This is a genomic window from Kitasatospora sp. NPDC058170 (assembly GCF_042883905.1).
GTDB lineage: Bacteria > Actinomycetota > Actinomycetes > Streptomycetales > Streptomycetaceae > Kitasatospora.
This window is the reverse complement of record NZ_JBHVUV010000013.1, coordinates 63,412-87,751: the sequence shown is the minus strand read 5'-3', so window position 1 is coordinate 87,751 and position 24,340 is coordinate 63,412. Positions and strand designations below refer to the sequence as shown.

At 73.4% G+C, this 24,340-nt stretch carries 20 protein-coding genes; 10 read left to right on the top strand and 10 right to left on the bottom strand.

Translation table 11 applies throughout. The features are described 5' to 3' along the window. Positions 1–84: 84 nt before the first annotated feature. The 3 genes from ACFVVX_RS16585 (at position 85) to ACFVVX_RS16575 (ending at position 2,862) form a co-directional block, all read left to right on the top strand. Positions 85–735, top strand: coding sequence for a TetR/AcrR family transcriptional regulator (locus ACFVVX_RS16585; protein WP_387945989.1), 651 nt, complete (start codon positions 85–87; stop codon positions 733–735). 172 nt (positions 736–907) lie between these two features. Continuing rightward, positions 908–2,545 carry a BCCT family transporter gene (locus tag ACFVVX_RS16580; protein ID WP_387945987.1) on the top strand — a complete coding sequence of 546 codons (1,638 nt, stop codon included), beginning with the start codon at positions 908–910 and terminating at the stop codon, positions 2,543–2,545. Between the two features lie 137 nt (positions 2,546–2,682). Beyond that, the gene (locus tag ACFVVX_RS16575; RefSeq protein WP_387945985.1) at positions 2,683–2,862 is read left to right on the top strand and encodes a hypothetical protein; all 180 of its coding nucleotides are present in this window, start codon (positions 2,683–2,685) and stop codon (positions 2,860–2,862) included. Between the two features lie 158 nt (positions 2,863–3,020). Here the strand turns inward: ACFVVX_RS16575 and ACFVVX_RS16570 are convergent, their stop codons facing one another. After that, positions 3,021–4,748: a DUF2398 family protein gene (locus tag ACFVVX_RS16570; protein WP_387945983.1), complete on the bottom strand. Its 1,728-nt coding sequence runs from the start codon at positions 4,746–4,748 to the stop codon at positions 3,021–3,023. Between the two features lie 226 nt (positions 4,749–4,974). Here ACFVVX_RS16570 and ACFVVX_RS16565 point away from each other — a divergent pair, with 226 nt between their 5' ends. Then, the gene (locus ACFVVX_RS16565; protein WP_387945981.1) at positions 4,975–5,736 is read left to right on the top strand and encodes a lysoplasmalogenase; all 762 of its coding nucleotides are present in this window, start codon (positions 4,975–4,977) and stop codon (positions 5,734–5,736) included. A gap of 62 nt (positions 5,737–5,798) precedes the next feature. On the opposite strand, the gene ACFVVX_RS16560 is transcribed toward ACFVVX_RS16565, so the two are convergent. From ACFVVX_RS16560 to ACFVVX_RS16530, 7 genes are all read right to left on the bottom strand, one after another. Next, positions 5,799–6,404: a hypothetical protein gene (locus ACFVVX_RS16560; RefSeq protein ID WP_387945979.1), complete on the bottom strand. Its 606-nt coding sequence runs from the start codon at positions 6,402–6,404 to the stop codon at positions 5,799–5,801. Positions 6,405–6,570: 166 nt separating this feature from the next. After that, a complete protein-coding gene (locus tag ACFVVX_RS16555; protein ID WP_387945977.1) occupies positions 6,571–7,374 on the bottom strand; it encodes an exodeoxyribonuclease III in 804 nt (267 codons plus the stop codon). 112 nt (positions 7,375–7,486) lie between these two features. Beyond that, the gene (gene ggt, locus ACFVVX_RS16550; RefSeq protein ID WP_387945975.1) at positions 7,487–9,274 is read right to left on the bottom strand and encodes a gamma-glutamyltransferase; all 1,788 of its coding nucleotides are present in this window, start codon (positions 9,272–9,274) and stop codon (positions 7,487–7,489) included. A gap of 175 nt (positions 9,275–9,449) precedes the next feature. Beyond that, a complete protein-coding gene (locus tag ACFVVX_RS16545; protein WP_387945973.1) occupies positions 9,450–10,556 on the bottom strand; it encodes an ROK family glucokinase in 1,107 nt (368 codons plus the stop codon). Then, complete coding sequence (locus ACFVVX_RS16540; protein WP_387945971.1) at positions 10,553–11,416, bottom strand: ATP-binding cassette domain-containing protein; 864 nt, start codon at positions 11,414–11,416, stop codon at positions 10,553–10,555. The genes ACFVVX_RS16545 and ACFVVX_RS16540 overlap by 4 nt, the downstream gene beginning before the upstream one ends. After that, on the bottom strand, positions 11,413–12,441 hold the full coding sequence (locus ACFVVX_RS16535) for an ABC transporter permease (RefSeq protein ID WP_387945969.1): 1,029 nt from the start codon (positions 12,439–12,441) through the stop codon (positions 11,413–11,415). The genes ACFVVX_RS16540 and ACFVVX_RS16535 overlap by 4 nt, the downstream gene beginning before the upstream one ends. Beyond that, on the bottom strand, positions 12,438–13,457 hold the full coding sequence (locus tag ACFVVX_RS16530) for a sugar ABC transporter substrate-binding protein (protein ID WP_387945967.1): 1,020 nt from the start codon (positions 13,455–13,457) through the stop codon (positions 12,438–12,440). The genes ACFVVX_RS16535 and ACFVVX_RS16530 overlap by 4 nt, the downstream gene beginning before the upstream one ends. Before the next feature lie 367 nt (positions 13,458–13,824). Here ACFVVX_RS16530 and ACFVVX_RS16525 point away from each other — a divergent pair, with 367 nt between their 5' ends. Further along, on the top strand, positions 13,825–14,928 hold the full coding sequence (locus ACFVVX_RS16525) for an alpha/beta hydrolase (protein WP_387945965.1): 1,104 nt from the start codon (positions 13,825–13,827) through the stop codon (positions 14,926–14,928). A 104-nt stretch (positions 14,929–15,032) separates the two neighbouring features. Here the strand turns inward: ACFVVX_RS16525 and ACFVVX_RS16520 are convergent, their stop codons facing one another. Continuing rightward, positions 15,033–16,625, bottom strand: coding sequence for a PucR family transcriptional regulator (locus tag ACFVVX_RS16520; RefSeq protein WP_387945963.1), 1,593 nt, complete (start codon positions 16,623–16,625; stop codon positions 15,033–15,035). A 426-nt stretch (positions 16,626–17,051) separates the two neighbouring features. Between ACFVVX_RS16520 and ACFVVX_RS16515 the strand changes: the two genes are divergently transcribed. From ACFVVX_RS16515 to ACFVVX_RS16495, 5 genes are all read left to right on the top strand, one after another. After that, positions 17,052–17,939: an FAD binding domain-containing protein gene (locus ACFVVX_RS16515; protein WP_387945961.1), complete on the top strand. Its 888-nt coding sequence runs from the start codon at positions 17,052–17,054 to the stop codon at positions 17,937–17,939. Continuing rightward, positions 17,936–18,424, top strand: a complete 489-nt coding sequence (locus tag ACFVVX_RS16510; RefSeq protein ID WP_387945959.1) for a (2Fe-2S)-binding protein — start codon at positions 17,936–17,938, stop codon at positions 18,422–18,424. Before ACFVVX_RS16515 ends, ACFVVX_RS16510 begins: the two co-directional genes overlap by 4 nt. Continuing rightward, positions 18,421–20,793 (top strand): xanthine dehydrogenase subunit D, encoded by a 2,373-nt coding sequence (gene pucD / locus ACFVVX_RS16505; protein WP_387945957.1) that lies wholly within the window; start codon positions 18,421–18,423, stop codon positions 20,791–20,793. Before ACFVVX_RS16510 ends, pucD begins: the two co-directional genes overlap by 4 nt. Before the next feature lie 327 nt (positions 20,794–21,120). Further along, positions 21,121–22,602 carry an NCS2 family permease gene (locus ACFVVX_RS16500; protein ID WP_387945955.1) on the top strand — a complete coding sequence of 494 codons (1,482 nt, stop codon included), beginning with the start codon at positions 21,121–21,123 and terminating at the stop codon, positions 22,600–22,602. A gap of 100 nt (positions 22,603–22,702) precedes the next feature. After that, complete coding sequence (locus ACFVVX_RS16495; RefSeq protein ID WP_387945953.1) at positions 22,703–23,944, top strand: XdhC family protein; 1,242 nt, start codon at positions 22,703–22,705, stop codon at positions 23,942–23,944. A 53-nt stretch (positions 23,945–23,997) separates the two neighbouring features. On the opposite strand, the gene ACFVVX_RS16490 is transcribed toward ACFVVX_RS16495, so the two are convergent. Next, positions 23,998–24,291 (bottom strand): hypothetical protein, encoded by a 294-nt coding sequence (locus tag ACFVVX_RS16490; RefSeq protein ID WP_387945951.1) that lies wholly within the window; start codon positions 24,289–24,291, stop codon positions 23,998–24,000. Between the last annotated feature and the right edge of the window lie 49 nt (positions 24,292–24,340).

Sequence of the window (24,340 nt, the reverse complement as noted above, 5' to 3'; positions counted from 1 at the left end):
GCCGGGCCGGTGGCCGAGATGCGAACAAGGGGAGGCCGGTCGGCGTCATACTCCTGAGCGGCCCCGAGCCGTATCATGGTGCGGGTGACCAAGGTTGACCTGTCACCACGGCCGGTGGAGACGATGTCTCCACGTCAGCTCGAACGCCGCGAGTCCCTGATCGCGGCCGCGCTCGCCCTGGTGAACGAGATCGGCGTCGAGCGGCTGCAGATGAAGCAGGTCTGCGAGCGGTCCGGAGTCGCCCTGGGGACGGCGTATCGCTACTTCTCCTCCAAGGACCACCTGTTGGCGGCGGCGATCGCCGAGTGGCACCGCCTGCTGCTGGCCGACCTGGTGGCGGAGCTGCGCGGGCCGCGGGCGGGACTGGGGGCCACCGACCGGGTGGTGCGCTTCGTCCGGGGCGGCATGCGGGCCTATCAGCGCCAGCCCGAACTGGCCCGGCTGAGAGTGGCCGTCGCGGCGTCCACCGATCCCTTCGCGAGCGAGGCCCTGCAGGGCATGGCCCGTGCCGACAGCACCGCGCTGCAGGCGGTGATGGCCGAAGTCCCGGCCGCCGCGAGCGATCTGGTGCGGCACATCGTCGGCCATGCCTGGCAGGGCGAGCTGACCGCCTGGGTGACCGGTCGGACCACCCTGGGGGATGCCCGGCGGCGGCTGGAGGACGTGGTGCGGCTGGTGCTGACCCCGTACGAGACGCCGTACCCGGCCCCGTACGAGGCCCAGCCGACCAGCTGAGCCGTTCGGCGGGCGGTTCGGCGCCGCCTGACGGTCCGGCACGCCCTGCCGCCTCCTCGCCGCTCCCCGGCGTGCCCTCCACCCTCCGCGCACGGCGACTGGACATAGTACGACATGTATCCATTTCTTGATCATGCCGCCGACCGTCCAGTACGCCGTGAGAGGTACCCCCATGAGCAGTCCGCCGCCGGGCCCTGACGAACCCGCAGCGACCCTCCCCACCGACCGGGCGGTCTTCGGGATCAGCGCCGTCCTGGTGCTGGCGGTGGTCGCCTGGGGGGTCTTCGCCCAGGACTCCCTCGGCGACACCTCCAGCACCGCGCTCGCCTGGGTGCTGCACAACTTCGGCTGGCTGTTCGTGGTCGCCGCGGACGTCTTCCTCGTCCTCACCGTCCTGCTCGCCTTCAGCCGCTTCGGCCGCATCCGGCTCGGCCGCGACGACGACGAGCCCGAGTTCTCCACCCTCGCCTGGGTCGCGATGATGTTCAGCGCCGGCATGGGCATCGGCCTGATGTTCTACGGCGTCGGCGAGCCGCTCCAGCTGTTCGCCGCCCCGCAGCCCGGCTCCGGAATCGAACCGCAGAGCCCGGCCGCCGCCCAGAGCGCGCTGGAGTTCTCGCTCTTCCACTGGACGCTGCACCCGTGGGCGATCTACGCGGTCGCCGGCCTGGCCCTCGCCTACACCACCTTCCGCAAGGGCCGGGGCAACCGGCTCTCCGCCGCCTTCGTCCCGCTGATCGGTAAGCGCGGCGCGGACGGCTGGGCCGGGCGGGCGATCGACCTGCTCGCCGTGTTCGCCACCGTCTTCGGCTCGGCCACCAGCCTCGGCCTCGGCGCCCTCCAGGTCGCGGACGGCCTCGGCTACATCTCCTCGGTGCGCAACACCGAGAACGCCCAGCTGGTCATCATCGGCTCGCTGACCGCCGCCTTCGTGCTGTCCGCCTTCTCCGGCGTGCACAAGGGCGTCAAGTGGCTGTCCACCGCGAACGTCGTACTGGCCTCGCTGATCATGGTCTTCGTCTTCCTGGTCGGCCCGTCGGTCTTCGTGCTGGACGCGATCCCGTCCAGCGTCGGCGGCTACCTCTCCGACCTGGTCGCCATGTCCACCCAGACCGGCGCCTTCACCGACGAGGCCTGGCTCGGCACCTGGACGATCTTCTACTGGGCGTGGTGGCTCTCCTGGGCGCCGTTCGTCGGCACCTTCATCGCCCGGATCTCGCGCGGCCGCACCGTCCGGCAGTTCCTGCTCGGCGTCCTGCTGGTGCCCAGCGGCGCCACGGTGATCTGGTTCTGCGTGATGGGCGGGACGGCGATCCGGCTGGACTCCACCGGCGCGGCCGACCTGGTCGCCACCATCCCGCAGGGCGCCGAGGCCTCGCTCTTCGAGATGCTCGACGCCCTGCCGCTCGGTTCGGTGACCAGCGTGGTGGCGGTGCTGCTGGTGATGACCTTCTTCATCACCAGCGCCGACTCCGCCTCGCTCGTCCTCGGCTCGCTCTCCAGCCGGGGCTCGCTGCACCCCCGCACCTGGCTGGTGGTGGTCTGGGGCGTCCTGATGGGCGGGGTGGCCGCCGCGCTGCTGCTGGCGGGCGGGCTCACCGCACTGCAGAACGCCACCATCCTGGTCGCGCTGCCGTTCGTCGTGGTGATGCTGCTGCTCTGCGTCGCCCTGGTGAAGGAGCTGCGCGAGGACCCGGCCGCCGGACCGTCCCGCTTCCACCCCGCGCACGGTCTGCGGGACGCCGTCAAGGTCGCCGTCGGCGAGGCGACGGCGGACGCCGGCCGGGGTCCGCGACCGCCGTCCGGGTGAACCACCGCACCCGAAGCATCCGGGCCGGGCCCCGCTCCCCCGGGTCGGGGCCCGGCCCCACAATCCGACGCCCACGCCCCATCCGGACTTCACCCGCGCGTACCGACCGTTAACGCCGCCCTGGAACGCTCTCTGACATGAACGCCAACCCTCCGGCGACCCTCGAGGATCCGCGCTTCCCGCTCCCCCAGCGGCACCGCCGCTTCCTCGCCGTCGCCGCCGTCCTCGCCTCCGTCGCCCTCGGTTCCCTGGGCGTCGGTGCCACCGTGGAGACCGTCCGGCACGACACGGTGGCGACGGCCACCGCCGGACGGTGAACTGACCCGGGCCACGACGGCCCGCTTCCCCTCCGCACCCTCGCCCGTCCCCCGCACCGCAGTCCGGCCGTCCAGGCCCCGGATGCGGTGCTTTTCGGTGTTCCGGGCCCCTCTGCGAACCGGGCCGGGCGCTCGGGGCCCGCGCTCAGAGGAGCTGGTCAGGCCCGCTGCTGGGTCCGCGGGCCAGGCTGGCCGGGGACGGCCGGCGGCTCCGGGCGGGAGTGGCGGCCGGTGCCGGGGGCGGGGAGGAGGTCCGCGGCCGGCGCGTAGCGGGCGGCGGGGGCCCGCAGCAGCCAGCCCGGGGGGCGGGTGCCGAGCGGGGCCCGGGTGATCAGGCCCATCCGCTGCAGCAGGTCGAGGGCGTCGCGCCGCAGCGCGGTGCGGTCGGCGAGGTAGTCGCGGCGCCAGCCGGCCGGGAGGCCGTACTCGTCGGCGATGTCCCCGAGCACGCCGTCTATCAGCGCGTCCGGGATCGACACGTCCGTGCCGGCGCTCTCCCCGGGGAGCGGGCGGACCTCCTCGACCAGGCGCTCGACCAGCAGCAGGGTGGCCTGGGCGAGCATGCCGGTACCGGGCAGGGCCAGATCGGTGAGCTCGTCCGCGGGGTCGAGCAGGGCGACGCCCTCGGCCCGCAGCTCGGCCTCCAGACCGAGGAAGTCGGTGAGGGCGGCCGGCCCGGTGTGGCGGTGGCGGTCCAGCCAGGCCCGCTGGTCCTCGGTGAGGTCGGCGCCGAGCGCGGCCGGGGTCTCGGCGAGGCGGCGGCGGACGGCGATCGCGGGCTCGGCCGCGGCGGCCCGGCGGATCAGGTCGGCGGCGTCGTCCGCGAGCGCGGGCGGACCGGCCGGGACGGCGCGGGCGAGCTCCCGGTCCACCGTCAGGACGGCCGCCGGGTCGGCCTGGGCCGGGGCCTCGGTGAGCACCTGCCAGTCCGCCAGGGCCGCGAGGGCGGCGGCCAGCTCGGCCGGGTCGGCGGCCAGCCCGGGGGCGGCGGTGTCCATCGCCTCCAGCAGCCGGCCGAGCGGCAGCTCCTCGGGGGCGTCCACCAGCAGCGCCAGCGCGAGCGCGAGTTGGGCGTACGCACCGGGCGTGAACGGGACTCCGGTGCCGGGGTGTTCGAGCCGGCGGGCGCCACCGGGGCCGAGGCCCGCCTTGCAGAGCCGGGCATGCCAGGGACCGACCACCAGCCGGTAGCCGAGCAGGGTGTCGAACCGCTCGGTCAGCCAGTCCCGGTGACGGCGGATCAGCGGGAACCCGTCGGCGTGCGGTCCGGCGGCGGTGACCAGCGGATGGGCCAGCAGCAGCCGGGCGGCGATCCGGCGCTCGGCCGCAGCGGAACGATCCAGCGGACAGGCGGCGGCCCGCGAGCGCTCGGGCTTGCGGTGCCGGCCCGGCCGGCCCGCACCGGCGTCCGGCAGGGCGGCGTCCGGGGCGTCCGCGTCCCGGCGGGCCCGGCGCACACCGCGCACCGGACGGGCCTCCCGCAGCCGCAGCACGGCCGGGGCGTGCGCGGTCGGCCCGTGCCACCAGCTGACCTCGGCATCGGCCGGGCCCGCCCCCGGCTCGGCCAGGACGCCGAAGTGGCGGGCGGGGTAGAGCCCGAAGGAGGCGGCGCACAGGTCGTCGGCGGTGCCCGGGGAGGCCTCGGCGAACCAGTGGGCCAGCCGCAGCAGCCCGGGGTCGGGTGACAGCCCCTCGGCGGCCCCGGCCGACCCGCCCGCCCGGGCACGGCCGTGCTCCGGCCGGGCGCCCTCCTGCGGACCGTCAGGGCGGACGCCGCGCACGGCGATGCCGGCGTCGGTGGTCCCCCGCCGCGCCCCGCCCTCGCGCCCGTCCGACGTGCCACCGGCCACCCGCGTGGTGCCGGTCGCGTACTCCTGCTGCTCCATGTCGTGGACCAGACTAGACGCTGGGCGCCGCCACCGGTGGCAGTGGCCGGGGCCGGTGGGCGATCGACCGGCCCCCGGACCGCCCCGACCCGGCGGCCGACCGGCCGCACCCACAGCTACGCGCCGGTAACAAACCCTTCCCCCACCGGGTACGGTCACCTATCGTGCCGAGCACGGGCCCGCCAGGGCGCCCCTCACCCGCCCGACCCCCGGAGGACACCGCCGTATGAGCATCCGTACGACCACCCGCGCCGTCATGGGCGGGCGCCTGCGCTCCGCCACCGGGCTGCTCACCGGCTTCGCCGCCACCTCGGCGGCCCACCTGGGCGCGATCCTCACCGAGTCGCCCGTGCTGCGGCACGCCACCAAGCCGGCCCTGATGCCGCTGCTGGCCGCACACAGCGTCACCGCGGCGACCGCGGCCGCCCAGGAGGCCCCGAAGCTGCTGGCGCCGGCGCTGCTGCTGAGCGCCGGCGGGGACGTCCTGCTCCAGCTCGGCAACGACCCCGCGTTCCTGGCGGGCATGGGCTCCTTCGCGGCGGCACACGTCTGCTACGTGACGATGTTCGTCCAGCGCGGCGCGCTCACCGACCGGCGGCGGGCGGCCGTGGTCGCGGTGGCGTACGCGACGGCCTGGGCGGCGATGGTCGGTCAGCTCTGGCCGGACCTCGGGGGCCTGCGGGTCCCGGTGGCCGGCTACAGCCTGCTGCTCACCTCCACCGCCGTCACCTCGGCGGGCCTCGGCTGGCGGACGGGCCTGGGCGGGGCGCTGTTCCTGCTCTCCGACACGCTGATCGCCACCAAGCTGGCGAAGTGGCGGGAGCTGCCGGGGCATCAGTTCTGGATCATGGCCACCTACATCCTGGCCCAGTACCTGCTGTCCACCGGCCTCCTGAAGGCCCTGCGCGAGGAGGACTCCGCCACCGGGGCGGCCGCCCGGCCCACCGGGCCCGCCACCGGGTGGAGCGCCCGGCCGGTCACCGCCTGACACGCCTGCGCCGCCGGACCATCGGGCCCGGCGGCGCAGGGGGTGGAGCGGGTGGAGCGGGCTCAGACGGACCCGGCGCCGCCGCGGCGCCGCAGCAGCCAGAAGCCGCCGATACCGCCCGCGACCAGCGCCGCGCCGCCGGCCAGCTCGGCCGGGTTGGCGGCCACCGAGCCGCCGAGACCGGTCTTCACCGCGCCGTGCGGAGCGACCTGCTGACTGCCCGCACCGGACTGCCCGAGCGAGCCGGCCCACTCCCCGGCCGCCTTGCCCCACTCGCCGAGGCTCTCGGCGGGCGAGGAGGACGAGGAGGCGACGGTCGTCACGGTGACGCTGGTCGAGAAGGCACCGCCGTCGGGGCAGGTGCCGTCGACCTTGCTGGCGCCGCCGTCCCTGCTCGCCAGCCGGGCGGAGCCGGTGTGCTTGCCGTCCGAGCCGAGGGTGAGGGTGGCCGGACCGCCCTCGAAGGCCGCGGAGCTGGCGGTGATGGTCTTGGCGTTGGGCTTGTCGGACTTCTCACAGGAGACCGTGACCGTCACGGTCTGGCCCGGTGCGGCCTGGGACGGGCTGACCGTGGCGGCGCCGTCCTTGGCCAGCGCGAGGGGGGCCGTCAGGCCGGTCAGCACCGTCGCGCCGATCAGGGCGGCGGCGGCCGTACGCATGGAGCGCATACCCGAACCTCCGGGATTCTCGGGCGCAGCCGGGGACTCCGATGTCCTCGTGATCGAACAACTACACCCAGTCACTCACCGACAGTAGGCACGCGCCCCCCGCCCGGCCACCGCTCGGGACCGTTCGGGGGACGGGCCGCCAGGTCCGGACCGACCCGGACCGGGCTCAGAGGTCCAGGTCGACCACGACCGGCGCGTGGTCGGACGTGCCCTTGCCCTTGCGGGCCTCGCGGTCGACGTAGCTGTCCGTCACGGCGTCGGCGAAGGGCTTGTTGGCGTAGGTGAGGTCGATCCGCATGCCCCGGTTCTTGGGGAACGCCAGCTGGCGGTAGTCCCAGTAGGTGTAGGGGCGGTCGTACTTGAGCGGGCGGGGCACGACGTCCTGGAGGCCGGCCTCGCCGAGGGCCGCGAGGGCGGCGCGCTCGGCGGGGGTGACGTGGGTCAGGCCCTCGAAGGCGGCGAGGTCGAAGACGTCCTCGTCGGTGGGCGCGATGTTGAAGTCGCCCAGGACGGCGAACGGCCGCTCCCCCGCGGCGTCCTCCAGCGAGGCCTGGCGCAGGGCCTCCAGCCACTCCAGCTTGTAGCGGTAGTGGGCGTGGTCGACCTCGCGGCCGTTGGGCACGTAGACCGACCAGACCCGGACCGGCCCGCAGGTGGCGGCGATGGCGCGCGGCTCGACGTCGGGCAGCAGGGCGTCGTCGGCGAGGTAGCCGGGCTGGCCCGGGAGGTCGCGGACCACGTCGTCCAGGCCGATCCGGGAGACGATCGCGACGCCGTTCCACCGGCCGGTGCCGTGGGCGGCCGTCTCGTAGCCCAGCTCGCGCACCGGCTCGTACGGGAAGGCGCTCCCGGCGCACTTGAGCTCCTGGAGGCAGAGCACGTCCGGCTTGGCGCTCTCCAGCCACTCCAGGAGTTTGGGCAGCCGCGCGGTCACGGAGTTGATGTTCCAGGTGGCGATGCGGACGGTCACGGCGGGCGGCCTTCCCGGTGGTGCGGACAGGAGCGGGCGAGGGGTGGGCGGCCCCGCAAGGCCGGGAACGCCCACCCCGAATCTACCGCCGCGCACTGACAAACCGGTCGGCTCAGGGGGCGGGCCGCACCACCGCGGCCGCGCCGCCGCCGCGCCGCACCGGTTCGGCGGCCGCCACCCAGCGGCCGTCCGGCAGCCGCTCGACGCCGGTCGCGGCGCCGATCTCGGGTGTGGTGGCGAAGGCGTGGCCGAGCGCCTCCAGCCGGGCCCGCTCGGGCAGCGCGAGGAAGCCGGGCTCGGCCTGGGTGGCCGCGGTGTTGCGCTGGCTGGCGCGCGGTGCGGCGATCGCCTGCTCCAGGCTCAGGCCGCGGTCGAGCCGGCCGAGCAGGACCTGCAGGGTGGTGGTGATGATGGTCGCGCCGCCGGGCGAGCCGGCCGCCAGGACGGGCTCGCCGTCGCGCAGCACGATGGTCGGCGAGAGCGAGGAGCGCGGGCGCTTGCCGGGCCCGGGCAGGTTGGGGTCGGGCACCCCGGGGACGAGCGGGGTGAAGCTGAAGTCGGTCAGCTCGTTGTTCAGCAGGAAGCCCCGGCCGGGCACGGTGATGCCGCTGCCGCCGGTCTGCTCCAGGGTCAGCGTGTAGGAGACGATGTTGCCCCACCGGTCGGCGACGGTGAGGTGGCTGGTGCTCAGCCCCTCGTACGGCTCGGGCGCCGCGGCGCCGGCGCTCGCGCAGTCGGCCGGGTGGCGCGGGTCGCCGGGCGCCAGCGGGCTGGTGAGCGCGCGGTCGGGGCTGATCAGGCAGGCCCGCGCGGCGGCGTAGCGCGCGGAGAGCAGCTCCTTGGCGGGGACGTCGGAGAAGCGCGGGTCGCCGACCCAGCGGTTGCGGTCGGCGAAGGAGATCCGGGTGGCCTCCAGGAAGTGGTGGTAGTACTGCGTGGTGTCCAGGGCGGACAGCTCGCCGTCCTCCAGGATGCCGAGCGCCTCGCCGACGGTGGTGCCGCCGGAGCTGGAGGGGGCGATCGAGTAGATGTCGTAGTCGCGGTAGGCGACGTGGGTGGGCTGCTGGCGGCGGACCTGGTAGGCGGCCAGGTCGGCGGCGTCCACCTTGCCCGGGCGGGCGTTGCGCCCGGAGGCCGGGTCGACCGGCGGCTGCTGGACGGTCCGGACGACGTCGGCGCCGAGCGCGCCCCGGTAGAGCGTCCCGGTGCCCTCCCGGCCCAGCTGGCGGTAGGTGGCCGCCAGGTCGGGGTTGCGGAAGGTGGAGCCGACCGCGGGCAGCTTGCCGCCGGGCAGGAAGAGGCTGCGGGTGGCGGGGAAGTCCTTGAACCGGTCCTGGTTGAGCGCGGTCTGGTCCTGGAAGGTCTGGTCGACCGTGAACCCCTGCTCGGCGATCCGCTCGGCGGGTTTCAGCGCGTCGGCGAACGAGCGCTTCCCCCACGCCTGGACGGCCGTCTCCCAGGTCGCCGGGGAGCCGGGCACCCCGACCGAGAGCCCGCTGGTGACGGCGTCCGCGAACGGCAGCGGCTTGCCGCCCTCCAGGAACAGCCCCTCGTCGGCCGTCCGGGAGGCCGTCTCCCGGCCGTCGATGGTGTGCACCCGGCCGCTGTCGTGGTCGTAGTAGACGAAGTACCCGCCCCCGCCGATGCCGGCCGAGTACGGCTCCGTCACGCCGAGCGCCGCCGCCACGGCCACCGCCGCGTCCACGGCGTTGCCGCCCTTGCGCAGCACCTCGATGCCCGCGGCCGTGGCGTCCGCGTCCACGCTGGCCACCGCCCCGCCCCAGCCCACCGCCTCGGGCGCCTTCGGTGGCGGCCCCGCCGCCCCGGCCGGCCCGGCGGCCGAACAGACCAGCGCGGTGGCGAGCAACAACGGCGGGGTGATACGGGCCAGAGCTCTCATCCGAGGGCCTCCTGAGTCGGCGTCAGCTCCGTTGTTTCACAGGAGGCATGGACCGGACAACAGGGCATCGCGGCTACCAACGGGTAGTTGACACACCGCCGGCCCTGTTCCCGTTCGCTAGTGCCGCGTCAGGCAACCTTCGCCCCGTCGCGGGCAAAAGTTGCCTGACGCGGCACTAGGACACGCTGCGCTCCACCCGGCGGCGCTTGATGGTGCGGAAGCGGCGGGCGACCTGGCGGGCGAGGTCGGCGGCGCCGACCAGGCCGGCCTCGTTGCCGAGGGCCGCGTGCACGATGGCGGCCTCGGGCCGGAAGCCGCGGCCGGTGAGGGTGCGACGGAAGGTGTCGCGGGCCGGGGCGAGGAGGAGATCGCCGGCCTCGGAGACACCGCCGCCGATCACGAAGCGGCCGGGGTCGAGGGCGGCCGCCAGGTTGGCGATGCCGACGCCGAGCCAGGTGCCGACCTCGTAGAGCAGCTCGGTGGCGGTCGGGTCGCCGGCCCGGGCGGCCTCGGTGACCAGCGGGCCGGTGATGCCCTCGACCGCGCCGCCGGCCCGGGCCAGCAGCGGCTGCACCACCGGTGACTCCTCGGCGACCAGCTCGCGCGCGTCCCGCACCAGGGCGTTGCCGGAGGAGTACTGCTCCCAGCAGCCCCGGTTGCCGCACGGGCAGCGGTGCCCGCCGGGCACCACCTGCATGTGCCCGAACTCGCCGCCCAGCCCGTACTTGCCCCGGTCGACGTAGCCGTCGCGGACGACGGCCCCGCCGATGCCGGTGCCGAGGGTGAGCATCACCATGTGGTCCTCGCCGCGCCCGGCGCCGAACCGCCACTCCGCCCAGGCGGCCGCGTTGGCGTCGTTCTCGACGATCACCGGGAACCGCAGCCGCTCGCTGAGCGCCTGCTGGAGCGGCTCGTTGCGCCAGTTCAGGTGCGGCGCGAAGAGCACCTTGGAGCGGTCCGCGTCCACCCAGCCGGCCGCGCCGATGCCCACCGCGTGGACGTCGTGCCGGTCGGCGAGCTGGAGCACCAGCTCGACGATGACGTCCTCGACGACCTTGGCGCTCCTGCTCTTGTCCGGGGTGTCGGTGCGCAGCTTCTCCAGGATCCGGCCCTCGCCGTCCACGACGCCCGCGACCACCTTGGTGCCGCCGATGTCGACACCGATGGTGGGCAGCCGCAGGATGCCCGCGGGCAGGGCGCGGCGGCGGCGCTCGGCGCGCGGGCCGAGGCCGAGCAGGTTGGGCAGGACGGCCGGCCGGGTGGTGCCATGCGGGCTGGTCATGGCTGCGGGCGCTCCTTCGGGTCGGTGGAGGGGTCGGGGCGGCCCAGTTCGTGCGAGAGCTCGGCGAGGTCGGAGCCGCCCGCCATCTCGGTGGTGAGCTGTTCGAGGCTGATCTCCGCCCGGGGGTGGCTGCCGGCCATCCGCCCCCGCTTCAGCAGGGTGAAGTGGTCGCCGACCAGGTGGGCGTGGTGCGGGTTGTGGGTGATCAGGACGACCCCGAGCCCGGCGTCGCGGGCGGCGGTGACGTACTTGAGCACCACCCCGGACTGCTTGACGCCGAGGGCGGCGGTCGGCTCGTCGAGGATCAGGACGCGCGCCCCGAAGTGGACGGCCCGGGCGATCGCCACGCACTGCCGCTGGCCGCCGGAGAGGGTGCCGATCGGGCGGTCCACGTCGTGCAGGTCGATGCCCATCCGGGCGAGCGCCTCCCGCGTGGTGGCGCGCATCCCGTCGGCGTCCAGCCGGAGGCCGCCCCAGCGCCGGTACCCCTGTTCGGAGCCGAGGAAGAAGTTGCGCCAGACCGGCATCAGCGGCACCACGGCGAGGTCCTGGTAGACGGTGGCGATGCCGAGGTCGAGGGCCTGGCGCGGGGAGTCGAGCCGGACCTCCTCGCCGCCGACGGTGTAGCGGCCCTCGTCGTGCCGGTGCAGCCCGGCGATGATCTTGATCAGGGTGGACTTGCCGGCGCCGTTGTCGCCCAGCACGCAGCTGATCTCGCCGGCGTGCAGGGTGAGCGAGACGTCCTGGAGCGCCCGGACGGTGCCGTAGGTCTTGCCGACGCCCTCCAGGGAGAGCAGCTCGGCGCCCGGCTCCGGGTGCCCGCCGGCGACCGGCCCGTCGGTCGGGATCGGCGCGTTCATCGCGGCCCCCGCTCGGCCCGGCCCTTGACCCAGGAGTTCAGCAGGGCGGCCAGCAGCAGCATGGCGCCGAGGAAGAACTTGAACCAGTCGGGGTTCCACTGGGCGTAGATGATGCCCTTGCTGACCATGCCGAAGATCAGCGCGCCGAGCGCCGAGCCGACCACCGAGCCGTAGCCGCCGGTGATCAGGCAGCCGCCGATGACGGCCGCGACGATGTAGATCAGCTCGTTGCCGACGCCCTCGCCGGACTGCACGGTGTCGAAGGAGAACAGCAGGTGCTGGCCGAGCACCCAGGCGCAGAAGCCGACGCCGAGGTAGAGCACCGTCTTCGTCCGGGCCACCGGCACGCCGACCGCCCGGGCGGCGGCCGCGTCCCCGCCGACGGCGAAGACCCAGTTGCCGAAGCGGGTGCGCAGCAGCACCCAGCTGCCGGCCGCCAGCAGGCCGAGCCACCACCAGACGGTGGCCTTGATCGTCAGCCCGCCGACGGTGACCTCGGAGGCGAACAGCCAGCGGCAGGAGGCGAAGCCCTCCATGTCGGAGATCGGCTTGGTGGAGACGGTGCCGGAGACCAGCTTGGTGACGCCGAGGTTGGCACCGGTGAGCATCAGGAAGGTGCCCAGGGTGACGATGAAGCTGGGCAGCCGGGTGCGGCCGAGCATCCAGCCGTTAAAGCCGCCGACGGCCAGTGTGACCAGCAGCGAGACCAGGACGCCGACCCAGGTCACCGCGGTCAGCTGGTAGCTGACCATGGACGAGGTCAGCGCCGCGGTGGTGACCAGCACGCCGGCCGAGAGGTCGAACTCGCCGCCGATCATCAGCAGCGAGACCGGTACCGCCATGATCCCGATGGTGGAGGCCGCGTACAGCACGGTGCCCAGGGAGGAGACCCGCAGGAAGGGCTCGGCGACGGCGGCGAAGACCAGGAACACCGCGACGGCGGCGATCAGCGCGCCGAGCTCGGGGCGGGCGAGGATCCGCCGCAGGGCGGCCGGGCGGTCCTGGACGAGGAGGTCGGTGCTCAACGCGTCCCCCTCGCGACGTACTCGGCGAGCGCGTCGGCGTCGTCCCTGGTGAGGATCTGCGGGCCGGTGAGCACGGGCTTGCCGCCGCCGAGCATGTCCAGGTTGGAGCGGTAGAGCCAGAGCAGGTCGACGCCCTCGTAGCCCTGGAGGTAGGGCTGCTGGTCGACGGCGAAGCCGACGCTGCCGGACTTGAGGCCGGCCACCACCTGCGTGCCCAGGTCGAAGGTGTCGAGCTCGACGGTGCGGCGGGCGTCCTGGACGGCCTGCAGACCGGTGGCGGCCATCGGGCCGGAGAGCGTGAGCACGGTGTCGATGCCCTGGTCGGCCTGGAGCTTGGCGGAGATCGCGGCGCGGGCGTCGGGCATGTTGACGCCGTCCACGTAGAGCACCTGGAAGGAGCCGGCGGCCTTGGACTGGGCGCCGGAGCAGCGCTGCTCCTGGCCGACGTTGCCCTGCTCGTGGATCACGCAGAGCACGTTCCGGCGCCCGCGCGCGGCGAGCTCGGCGCCGGCCGCCTGGCCGGCGGTGGTCTCGTCCTGGCCGATGTGGGTGAGCGCGCCGAACCGGGCGGAGTACTCCTGGCCGGAGTTGATGGTGATCACCGGGATGCCGGCGGCCTTGGCCTTGCCGAGCACGTCGCCGAGCGCGTCGCCCTTGGCGAGGGTGACCAGCAGGCCGTCGACCTTCTGGTCGATGGCCGCCTGGACGAGCTGGACCTGGTTCTGGGTCTGCGCGTCGTTGGAGTACAGGAAGGTGATGTTGTCCTTGGCCGCGGCCTGCTCGGCGCCCTTGCGCACGGTGTCCCAGAAGGCGTCGCCGGCGCCCGCGTGGGTCACCATGGCGACCTTCCAGCGGGGGGTGGTGACGGCGGCTCCGGCGGCCGCGGCGGCCCTGTCGCGGGCCTGCTCGGCGCGGAGGCCGCCGGTGCTGCTGCAGCCGGCCACGGCGGCCAGCAGCACCAGGGCGGCGCAGACCGGCCGGAGCCGGCGGGAAGGGCGAAAGCGGGTTGTGCTCATCCCCATAGTCTCGCTTCCCGCCGCACGGGCTCTTGCACCGCCTCGCCCGCCGCCGCGGTCCGTCCGGGCGGTATCGTGCCCGCGGGGGAAGATCCTGGGAGTTCGCTGGGCATCCCGCCCGGCCGAAGTCCGGATGAGGGCCGCCCAGATGGCAGACTATGTCCGACCCGAAAAGGGATCATCACGGAAACGTGATGTTCCTCTCAGGTTCCGCACAGATTCGGACGGCAACCGACCCCCGTTCCAGACCGTCTGATGCCATTGGAGTGCGTTCCGGGCGAGTGGGGCCCGGGGCGGCTTGCAACCCGGATACGAGAACTTGATGCAACTGGTAGGTACGCCATTCTTCGTCTGCACGGTGATCCTCGTGCCGATCTCCATCGCGGTGGCGATGCTGCTCTGGGGCAAGGTGCGAGGCCCCGAGCCGGTGCGGATCCTGTCCAGGCTTGCCATGATCGTGTTCTGCCAGGTCACGGCCGTGGTGATGGTCTTCGTCATGGTCAACAACGCCAACCTGATCTACGGCAGCTGGGACGACCTGCTCGGCACCGGCAACCACGTCCGGGCCGTGCCCTCCGTCCCGCCGGCCGACCCCGCGGCGCCGGGCGCCGCGACCGGCACCCCGGCGCCCGCCGGTGACGCCAAGCCGCCCGCGAAGGCGCTGCAGTCCTTCAAGGGCGTCGACGACCCGAAGGTGCCGAACGACGTCCAGAAGACCGAGCTCAAGGGCCAGCTGTCCGGGGTGGACGGCGAGGTGCTGGTCTGGCTGCCGCCGCAGTACCACGACCCGGCGTTCAAGGACAGGAAGTTCCCGGTCGTCGAGCTGATCCCGGGCTTCCCCGGGTCGTCCTCCACCTGGTACGGCACGCTGAAGGTCTCCGAGCAGCTGAAGCCGCTGATGCAGCAGGGCAAGGTGGCGCCGTTCATCCTGGTCTCGCCGCGCACCCTGCTGCTGGGCAACAGCACCGACGCCGGCTGCACCGACGTGCCCGGCAAGGTCAACGCGGACACCTGGCTGACCCGGGACGTCCCGCAGATGGTGCTGGACAACTTCCGCGCCGACCCGTCCCCCGACCGCTGGGGGGTCGCCGGCTACTCGGCCGGCGCCCACTGCGCCACCAAGCTGTCCCTGGCCCACCCCAACCGCTACCGGGCCGGCGTCAGCCTCTCCGGCTACAACGACCCGGCGGTCGAGAAGGACTCGCTGGTCGGCAAGGACGCGAAGCTGCGCGAGGCCAACAACCCGGTCAACATCGTGAAGACCGCCGCCCAGCCGCCGAAGGTCGCCCTGTACATCAGCGGCAACAAGGGCGACGGCTACGAGGACGGCCAGGCCATCGCGGCGGTCGCCAAGGCCCCGACCACCATCCAGGTCCAGGAGACCACCGGGCCGCACTCCAGCGACGTCTGGAAGAACATGGTGCCGGGCGTCTTCGAGTGGCTCACCTCGGTCATCCCGGCCCAGCCGTAACCGAGCCGGACACGAGGGCCCGCCGCGCAACTGCGCGGCGGGCCCTCGCGCGTTCCGGCGGGACCCGCAGGGGCCGCCGCGGAGCCGTGCCGGAGCAGGACGGCTCAGGCCAGTTCGAGCGCCAGGTAGAAGTCCACCCGGTCCTCCAGCCGGGAGAGGTCCCGGCCCGTCAGTTCCTCGATACGGCCGATCCGGTACCGCAGCGTGTTGACGTGGACGTGCAGCTGGGCGGCGCAGCGGGTCCAGGAGCCGTCCGAGCGCAGGAACGCCTCCAGCGTGCGGACCAGGTCCGCCTGGTGCTCGATGTCGTAGGCGATCACCTTGTCCAGCAGCCGGCTGCGGAAGGCCCGGCGGACCTCGTCGGGGACGGCGGCCAGCAGCAGCACGTGCGAGGCCAGCTCCTCCGGACCGGCCACGCAGACCCGGCCGACCCGGGCGGCGGCGATCCGGCGGGCGTGCCGGGCCTCCTCCAGCGCGCCGCGCAGGCCGCCCGCCTCGGAGGCGGGGGCGGAGACGCCGAGGGTGATCCGGCCCTCCGAGCCGAGGCCGGCCTCCAGCGGGGCGAGCAGCTCGCGCAGGGTGTCGGCGGGCACCGTGCTGTCGAAGGCGGGCATCACCACGACGGCGCCGGTGCCGGCCCCGGCCACCAGGGCGCGGTCGGTGGTCCCGTTGAGAGCTTCCTCCAGGACCGAGCGCACCACCCCTTCGGGCAGGCCCGTCCCCTCGGCGCTGAGCACCAGCCAGGAGCCGTCCGGCGTCTGGGGCTTGGGCTCGGGGCTCTCGTAGCGGGCGGCCATCGCACTGGAGGCGTAGAGGGTGCGGCTGATCTCGGTCGGGTCGGCGTCGCGCTGAAGCAGGGTCAGCACCTCGTCGGCGAGGCGGCGGCGCAGTCGGCGGCCCTCGTCGCGGCGGTGGCGCTCGGCGGCGACCAGGCGGGCCAGGTTCTCGGCGAGCTGCTGGCGCTTGCCGGTCCACTCGGTGACGTCGCCGGCCACCGCGAGCACCCAGTCGGCGAGCGGCGCCTCGGTGTCGGCCAGCGCGGGGGCGGGCAGCAGCGAGTACGAGCCGGTGGCCAGCCGGGCCCGGTGCGGGGGGCGGCGGCGCTGGCGCTGGGCGCCGAGGTGGGCGCGGACGAGCTGGTCGCGGTCCTCGGCGGAGAGCCGGTCGGCGGGTCCGGCGATCACCGCGCCGGTCGGGGTGAGCACCCAGCAGTCGAGGTCGAGGTCGCCGCCGAGCAGGTCGAGGACGGCGTCCAGGCCGCCGCCGCCGGCCGCGGAGACCAGCAGCCGGTGGCGGTCGACCAGGGCGGCCAGGTCCGCGGCGCGGTCGGCGGAGACCTGGCGGCCGATGAACTCGGTGACCGTGCCGAAGGCGATGTCGTCGGGTACGGCCAACAGGGGCATCCGGTGGCGTCGACACGCCTCGACCAGGTCCTCGGGGACGGGCCCGACCTCGGCCTCGCCGGCCGCGAGGGCGACGGCGCCGCCGGCCACGATGGTGCGCACGAAGCGCTCGGAGTCGGCCGGCGCGGTGCGCCAGAGCATGCCGGTGAGCACCAGCTCACCGCCGTGGAGGTAGCGGCCGGGGTCGTGCAGGTCGGTGGTCATGACGCCGCTGACCTGCCGGTCCAGCTCCTCCTCGGCCGCGAGCAGGCGCAGTCTCGGGGCGCCGGGGGCGAGCAGGTCACGGACACGCATCCGCGGACTCCTAACGGGCTGGGGTGAGGGTGGGGGTGCCCGAGCACGCGGTCCGGGGGGTCACAGTGTGCCCGAACATCAGTCCTCGGTGTTACGTACCGACCGGCACCCGGATTACGGGCCCGTAGCTTGGGAATCACGGCCGGATTACGGTCGTAGGTGGCGCCCGGTCCACAGCTGGGCTGCGAGATTGTCGTCCTTAGAGGAACGTACAGGATGGCGGGCGGGACCACAGCCGGGGCTTCATGCCATCGGTGACTGCCAGTGGGCCCCGTCACAGCGGTTCACTGGCAAACACGCCGCCGGACACGAACCGGTGACCAGGATCCGACGCCGAGGCAACGAAGCGGTTTGCGTGGTCCGAACACCGGGTTCCGGGCACTGTGCCCACCCGCCCGGCAGGCGACGACTTGAGGAGACACCCGCATGGAGTTCCTTCGGCCCGCTACCTGGGACGAGGCACTCGCGGTGAAGGCTGAGTACCCGACCGCGCTGCCCATCTCGGGCGGTACGGACGTCATGGTCGAGATGAACTTCGACGTGCACCGGCCATCCGCGATTCTCGACCTGAACCGCATCACCGAGCTCACCGAATGGTCGAACGACGGCGACGTCGTCCGGCTCGGTGCCTCCGTCCCGTACACCCGGATCATCGACGAGCTGTCCGGCCCGCTGCCGGGCCTCGCGCTGGCGTCCCACACCGTGGGCTCCCCGCAGATCCGCAACCGCGGCGGCGTGGGCGGCAACCTCGGTGGCGCCTCGCCCGCCGGTGACGCGCACCCCGCGCTGCTGGCGGCCGGCCGGGACGTCTTCGTGGAGGCCGCATCCGTGCGCGGCACCCGGATGATCCCGATCGACGAGTTCTACGTCGGCGTCAAGCGCAACTCGCTGGAGCAGGACGAGCTGATCCGCGCGGTGCACATCCCGGTCGCGGACGGCCCCCAGCAGTTCTCCAAGATCGGCACCCGCAACGCCATGGTGATCGCGGTCTGCGCCTTCGGTTTCGCCCTTCACCCGAAGAACGGCACCGTCGGCACCGGCATCGGTTCGGCCGCCCCCACGCCGCGCCGCGCCGTGGCGGCCGAGGAGTACCTGCAGGGCGTGCTCGCCGAGCGCGGTCTGTGGGAGTCCGGCGACCTGCTGGGCGCCGAGGTGATCCAGCAGTTCGGCGAACTGGTGAAGGCCGCCGCCTCCCCGATCGACGACGTCCGCGGCACCGCCGACTACCGCCGGCACTCGCTGGCCGTGATGGCCCGCCGCACGCTCACCTGGACGTGGAACGACTACAGCAAGCAGATCAGGAGCGCGGCATGAGGGTCACTTTCACCGCCAACGGCAAGCCCGTCGAGGCGGACGACGTCTGGGAGGGCGAGAGCCTCCTGTACGTGCTGCGCGAGCGGGTCGGCCTGCCGGGTTCGAAGAACGCCTGCGAGCAGGGCGAGTGCGGCTCCTGCACGGTCTACCTGGACGGCACCCCGGTCTGTTCCTGTCTGGTCGCGGCCGGCCAGGTGCAGGACCGGGACGTGCGCACCGTCGAGGGCCTGGCCGACGAGGGCGGCGAGCTGGGCCTCGTCCAGCAGGCCTTCGTCGACGCCGGCGCCGTGCAGTGCGGCTTCTGCACCCCCGGCCTCCTGGTGCAGACCGACGCGCTGCTGGAGCAGGACGCCCAGCCGAGCGACAACGACATCCGCGAGGCGCTCTCCGGCAACCTCTGCCGCTGCACGGGCTACGAGAAGATCATGGACGCGGTGCGGCTGGCTTCCGCCCGCAAGTGCGCCGGCAAGGGGCTTGGAGCATGAGCACTCGAACCATCCAGGGTCAGAAGAACCTGCAGAACATAAACCAGGCCAGCAAGGACGGCATCGGCGGCTCGCCGCTGCGCCCGGACGGCAACCTGAAGGTCAGGGGCGAGTTCGCCTACTCGTCCGACATGTGGCACGAGGACATGCTCTGGGGTATGGCGCTGCGCTCGCCGCACCCCCGCGCCAACATCCTCTCGGTGGACATCTCCGAGGCCCTGAAGGTCCCCGGCGTGTACGCGGTCCTCACCCACGACGACATCCCGGGCTCGAAGTTCTACGGCCTGGAGATCCAGGACCAGCCGGCCCTGGCGATCGACAAGGTCCGCTACCACGGTGAGGCGATCGCGCTGGTCGCGGCCGACCACCCGGAGACGGCCCGCCGCGCGGTGAAGAAGATCAAGGTCGAGTACGAGGTGCTCACCCCGATCACCACCGAGGAGCAGTGCCTCGACCCGCAGACGTACGGCTACGTGCACGAGCCGCACGAGTACAAGTCGCACGGCTACGGCAACATCTGCCACGAGCAGAAGCTGGTCTCCGGCCTGGGCGTGACGGACGAGGTCCGCGCGCTGGCGGACGTCATCGTCAGCGGCGACTACGAGGTCGGCATGCAGGACCAGGCCTTCCTCGGCCCGGAGTCCGGCCTCGCGGTGCCCGCCGAGGACGGCGGCATCGACCTGTACATCGCCACCCAGTGGCTGCACGTGGACCGCCAGCAGATGGCGCCCGTGCTGGCCCTGCCGGAGGAGAAGGTCCGCCTCACCCTGGCCGGCGTCGGCGGTGCCTTCGGCGGCCGCGAGGACCTGTCGATGCAGATCCACGCCTGCCTGCTGGCGCAGCGAACCGGCAAGCCGGTCAAGATCGTCTACGCCCGCGACGAGTCCTTCTTCGGCCACGTGCACCGCCACCCGGCCAGGATGCACTACGAGCACGGTGCCACCCGCGACGGCAAGCTGGTCTTCGCCGACTGCCGGATCGTGCTGGACGGCGGCGCCTACGCCTCCGCCTCGCCCGCCGTCGTCGGCAACGCGGCCTCGCTCGGACACGGCCCGTACGTGATCCCGAACGTGAAGATGCACGCCATCGCGCTCTACAGCAACAACCCGTCCTGCGGCGCGATGCGCGGGTTCGGCGCCGTCCAGGCCGCGTTCGGCTACGAGACGCAGATGGACAAGCTGGCCGCCGAGCTGGGCATGGACCCGGTCGAGCTGCGCCAACTGAACGCGATGGCCGAGGGCGACCACCTGCCCACCGGCCAGCAGATCGACTCGCCGGCCCCGGTCGCCGAGCTGCTCCGGCGGGTCAAGGACATGCCGCTCCCGCCGCCGCTGGACCTGGCGAACCTGGACGTCCGCCAGATCCCGGGCGCGCTGTCCAACACCTCGCACGGCGAGGGCATCGTGCGCGGCGTCGGCTACTCGGTCGGCATCAAGAACGTCGGCTTCTCCGAGGGCTTCGACGACTACTCCACCGCGCGGGTGCGGATCGAGGTCATCGGCGGCGAGCCGGTCGCCATGGTGCACACCGCGATGGCCGAGGTCGGCCAGGGCGGCATCACCGTGCACGCCCAGATCGTCCGCACCGAGCTGGGCGTGGAGCAGGTCACCATCCACCCGGCGAACACCGAGGTCGGCTCGGCCGGCTCCACCTCCGCCTCGCGCCAGACCTACATGACCGGCGGTGCGGTGAAGCTCGCCGCCGAGGCGGTCAAGCAGGCCGTGATCGACAAGGGCCGCCGGCGCTACGGCTGGACCCAGACCGATCTGACGCTGGCCGGCGGCAAGGTGGTCTCGGAGTCGGCGGGTTCGCTGATCTCCATCGTCGACCTGCTGCGCGACGACGCGATCGACCTCACCCGTGAGCACCACCACCGCCCGACCGTCCCGTTCGACAAGGAGACCGGGCAGGGCTTCGGCCACGTCCAGTACACCTTCTGCGCCAATCGCGCGGTGGTCGACGTGGACGTCGAGCTGGGCCTGGTCAAGGTGGTCGAGCTGACCGCCGCCCAGGACGTCGGCAAGGCGCTGAACCCGCTCTCGGTGGTCGGCCAGATCCAGGGCGGCTGCACCCAGGCGCTCGGCCTGGCCGTGATGGAGGAGATCATCGTCAAGGACGGGAAGGTGCGCAACGCGTCCTTCACCGACTACCTGATCCCCACCATCCTGGACACCCCGCCGATCCCGGTGGACATCCTGGAACTGCCCGACCCGCACGCCCCGTACGGGCTGCGCGGTGTCGGCGAGGCCCCGACCGTCTCCGCGACGCCGTCCATCGTGGCCGCCATCCGCAACGCGACCGGCCTGGCGCTCAACCGGATCCCGGTCCGGCCCGAGCACCTGACCACCGAGACGCCCGGCGCCCTGTAGGCCCGGGCCCGTGAACCTCCCCGGGGCGGCGACAGTCTTCCCCGCCGCCCCGGGGCAGCACCACCCGCACCACTCGCACCACCCGCACCACCCGCACCACCCGACGCAGTGAAGAGCACCACCCATGCACCAGCTGACACCGAGCGAACGTCCCATCCCGCTGCCTCTCCCACGCCGGGGTTCTGCAGCGGTGCGCACCACCTACGCACCGCAGGCACTGCCACAGAGTGCGCCCAGTGAGTCGAGTAGTCCCCCTGTGCCAACTTCGTTGACTGGCTGTCAGGTCGGCTCGCCCACCCCAACCCCCTTTGACACTTGGGAGTGGACATGACCCGGATTCCCACGGAGCCCGGCACCACTGAAGACAGACCCGCCGAGGACGACACCCCCACGTCGGCCCCGGCCACCTCCCCGAAGAGCGCGCTGGACGCGTACTTCAAGATCTCCGCACGGGGATCGACCCTTGCGAACGAGCTCCGCGGCGGCCTCACCACCTTCATGGCGATGGCCTACATCATCCTGCTCAACCCGATCATCCTGAGCGGCGCCGACGTCACCGGCGTCAAGCTGGACCACGCGGCCCTCACCACCGCGACCGCGCTCGCGGCCGCCGTCACCACGATCCTGATGGGCGTGGTCGGCAACGTGCCGCTGGCACTGGCCGCCGGCCTCTCGGTGTCCGGGGCCGTCTCCGCCCTGGTGGTACCGCACACCACCTGGCCACAGGCCATGGGCCTGTGCGTGATCTACGGCCTGCTGATCGTCCTGCTGGTGGTCTCCGGCCTCCGCGAGAAGATCATGAACGGCATACCCCTGCCGCTCAAGCACGCCATCACCATCGGCATCGGCCTCTTCGTCGCGATCATCGGCTTCTACAAGGCCGGCTTCGTGCACACCGCCGGGCCCACCCCGCTGTCGCTCGGCCCCTTCGGCGAGCTGTCCGGCTGGCCCGTCCTGATCTTCTGCCTCACCCTGCTGACGATCTTCGTGCTGATGGCCCGCAACGTCCGCGGCGCGATCCTGATCGGCATCGCGGCCGGTACCGTGCTCGCGGTGATCGTCAACAAGGTCGCCCACGTGCCCGCCGAGGCCTGGAAGAGCGCGGCCCCGGTGTGGCCCGGCAGCCCGGTCTCCGCCCCCGACTTCAGCCTCTTCGGCGACGTCGACGTGTTCGGGGCCTTCGGCGGCAAGGGGCTCGGCGCGATCAGCGCCTCCGTCGCCGTCTTCACCCTGGTCCTGGCCGGCTTCTTCGACGCGATGGCCACCATCATCGGCGTCGGCACCGAGGCCGGACTGGCCGACAAGCAGGGCCGGATGCCCGGCCTGTCGAAGGCGCTGTTCATCGACGGCGCCGGCGGCGCGGTCGGCGGCCTGGCGGGCGCCTCCGGTCAGACGGTCTTCGTGGAGTCCGCCACCGGCGTCGGGGACGGCGCCCGGACCGGCCTCGCCTCCACCGTCACCGGCGGCCTGTTCGCCCTGATGCTGTTCTTCTCGCCGATCGCCGCGATCGTCCCGGTCGAGGTCGCCTCCGCCGCCCTCGTCGTCATCGGCTCGATGATGATGAGCCAGGCCCGGCACATCGACTGGTCGGACCGTGAGATCGCCATCCCGGCCTTCCTCACCTGCGTCCTGATGCCGTTCACCTACAGCATCACCGCCGGTGTCGCCGCGGGCGTCATCTCGTACACGGTCATCAAGGCCGGCCAGGGCAAGTGGCGCGAGCCCGGCCCGCTGATGTGGATCCTGACCGTCGTGTTCGTGGTCTACTTCGCGCTCACCCCGATCAAGTCCTGGCTCGGCGTGCACTAGCAGCACCGCCGCCGTACGGGAATCGTTTCCCGTACGGCGGCACCTCCCCCTCCGCTCACCGATCCGCCCACCGACCGCGATCCGCAAGGAGCTCCCCGACATGCAGGACATCGCCGAGCAGCTGCAGGCCTGGCACGCGTCCGGGCGCTCCTTCGCCGTGGCCACGGTGGTCGGGGTGTCCGGCAGCGCGCCGCGCGACCCGGGGGCCGCCCTCGCCGTCGACGCCGCGGGCGAGGCGATCGGCAGCGTCTCCGGCGGCTGCGTCGAGGGGGCCGTGTACGAGCTGTGCCAGGCGGCGATCGCCTCCGGCGAGCCGGTGCTGGAGCGGTTCGGCTACAGCGACGAGGACGCCTTCGCGGTCGGCCTGACCTGCGGCGGCATCCTGGACGTCTTCGTCCAGCCGATCACCCCCGGCGCCGACGCCGCGCTCGACGCGGGCATCACCTACATCGCCTCCGGCACCCCCGTGGCGCTCGCCCGGGCCGTCGCCGGGCCGCCGGCCCTGGTCGGCGCCACCGTCAGCGTCACCGCCGACACCCACCACGGCACCCTCGCCCCCGCGCCCTGCCCCCCGTCGACCGCCGACACCCCGGCGACGGGCCGCCCCGCGCGACACCTCCTCGTCGCCCTGGAACGCGCCGTCGTGGCCGAGGCCCGGGCCATGCTGGACGCCGGCCGCACCGGGCGGATCGTCCTCGGCCTGGACGGGCGCCCCTGCGACGACGCCGACCAGGGCACGGTCACCTTCTTCGTCGAGTCCTACGTGCCCGCGCCCCGGATGATCGTCTTCGGCGCGATCGACTTCGCCGCCGCCGTGGTGCGGATCGGCCGGTTCCTCGGCTACCACGTCACGGTCTGCGACGCCCGCCCGGTCTTCGCCACCGAGCGGCGCTTCCCCGAGGCCGACCAGGTCGTCGTCGACTGGCCGCACCGCTACCTCGACTCCCAGCTCGACCGGATCGACGGCCGGACGGTGCTCTGCGTCCTCACCCACGACGCCAAGTTCGACATCCCGCTGCTGGAGCGCGCCCTGCGGCTGCCCCTCGGCTACGTCGGCGCGATGGGCTCGCGCCGCACCCACCGGGACCGCGACGCCAAGCTGCGCGAGGCCGGCCTGACCGAGGCCGAGATCGCCCGGCTGCGCTCGCCGATCGGCCTGGACCTCGGCGCCCGCACCCCCGAGGAGACGGCGGTCTCCGTCGCCGCCGAGATCATCGCCCACCGCCGGGGCGGCAGCTGCCTGCCGCTGAGCGCCGGCGACGGGCCGATCCACCACGACCTGGCGCGCGCCCAGGAGCCGGACGCCGCCGACGGGAAGAAGCCGCAGCCGCACGCGGCGTGATCCCACGGCGCACCGGCGCCGCGTTTCAGGCACCGCGTTCCGGCGCGCCCGTTTCACCGCACCACGTTGTAGGCCTCGCACAGCAGCGCCGGGGTGGTCGGGATGCCGACCTCCTGGAGGATCGGCATCAGCACCGCCGCGAAGTGCTCGAAGGCCTCGCGGGACTCCCACACGTCGGTGACGTGCCAGCCGCCGTCCGGCGACGGGCCGGCCGCGTGCAGGACCAGCCCGCGCACCGGCCAGTCCGACGGCGAGTGCAGCCCGGTCCCGCCGGTCAGCCGGTCCACGGCCTCCTCGTACTGCGCCTGGCCGACGCCGGGGAACTCGAACGCCGCGATGATCGCCATGGGGCTGCTCCTGCCTGGTGGGCTGTCGCCTCCCATGCAGCCCCGCCCC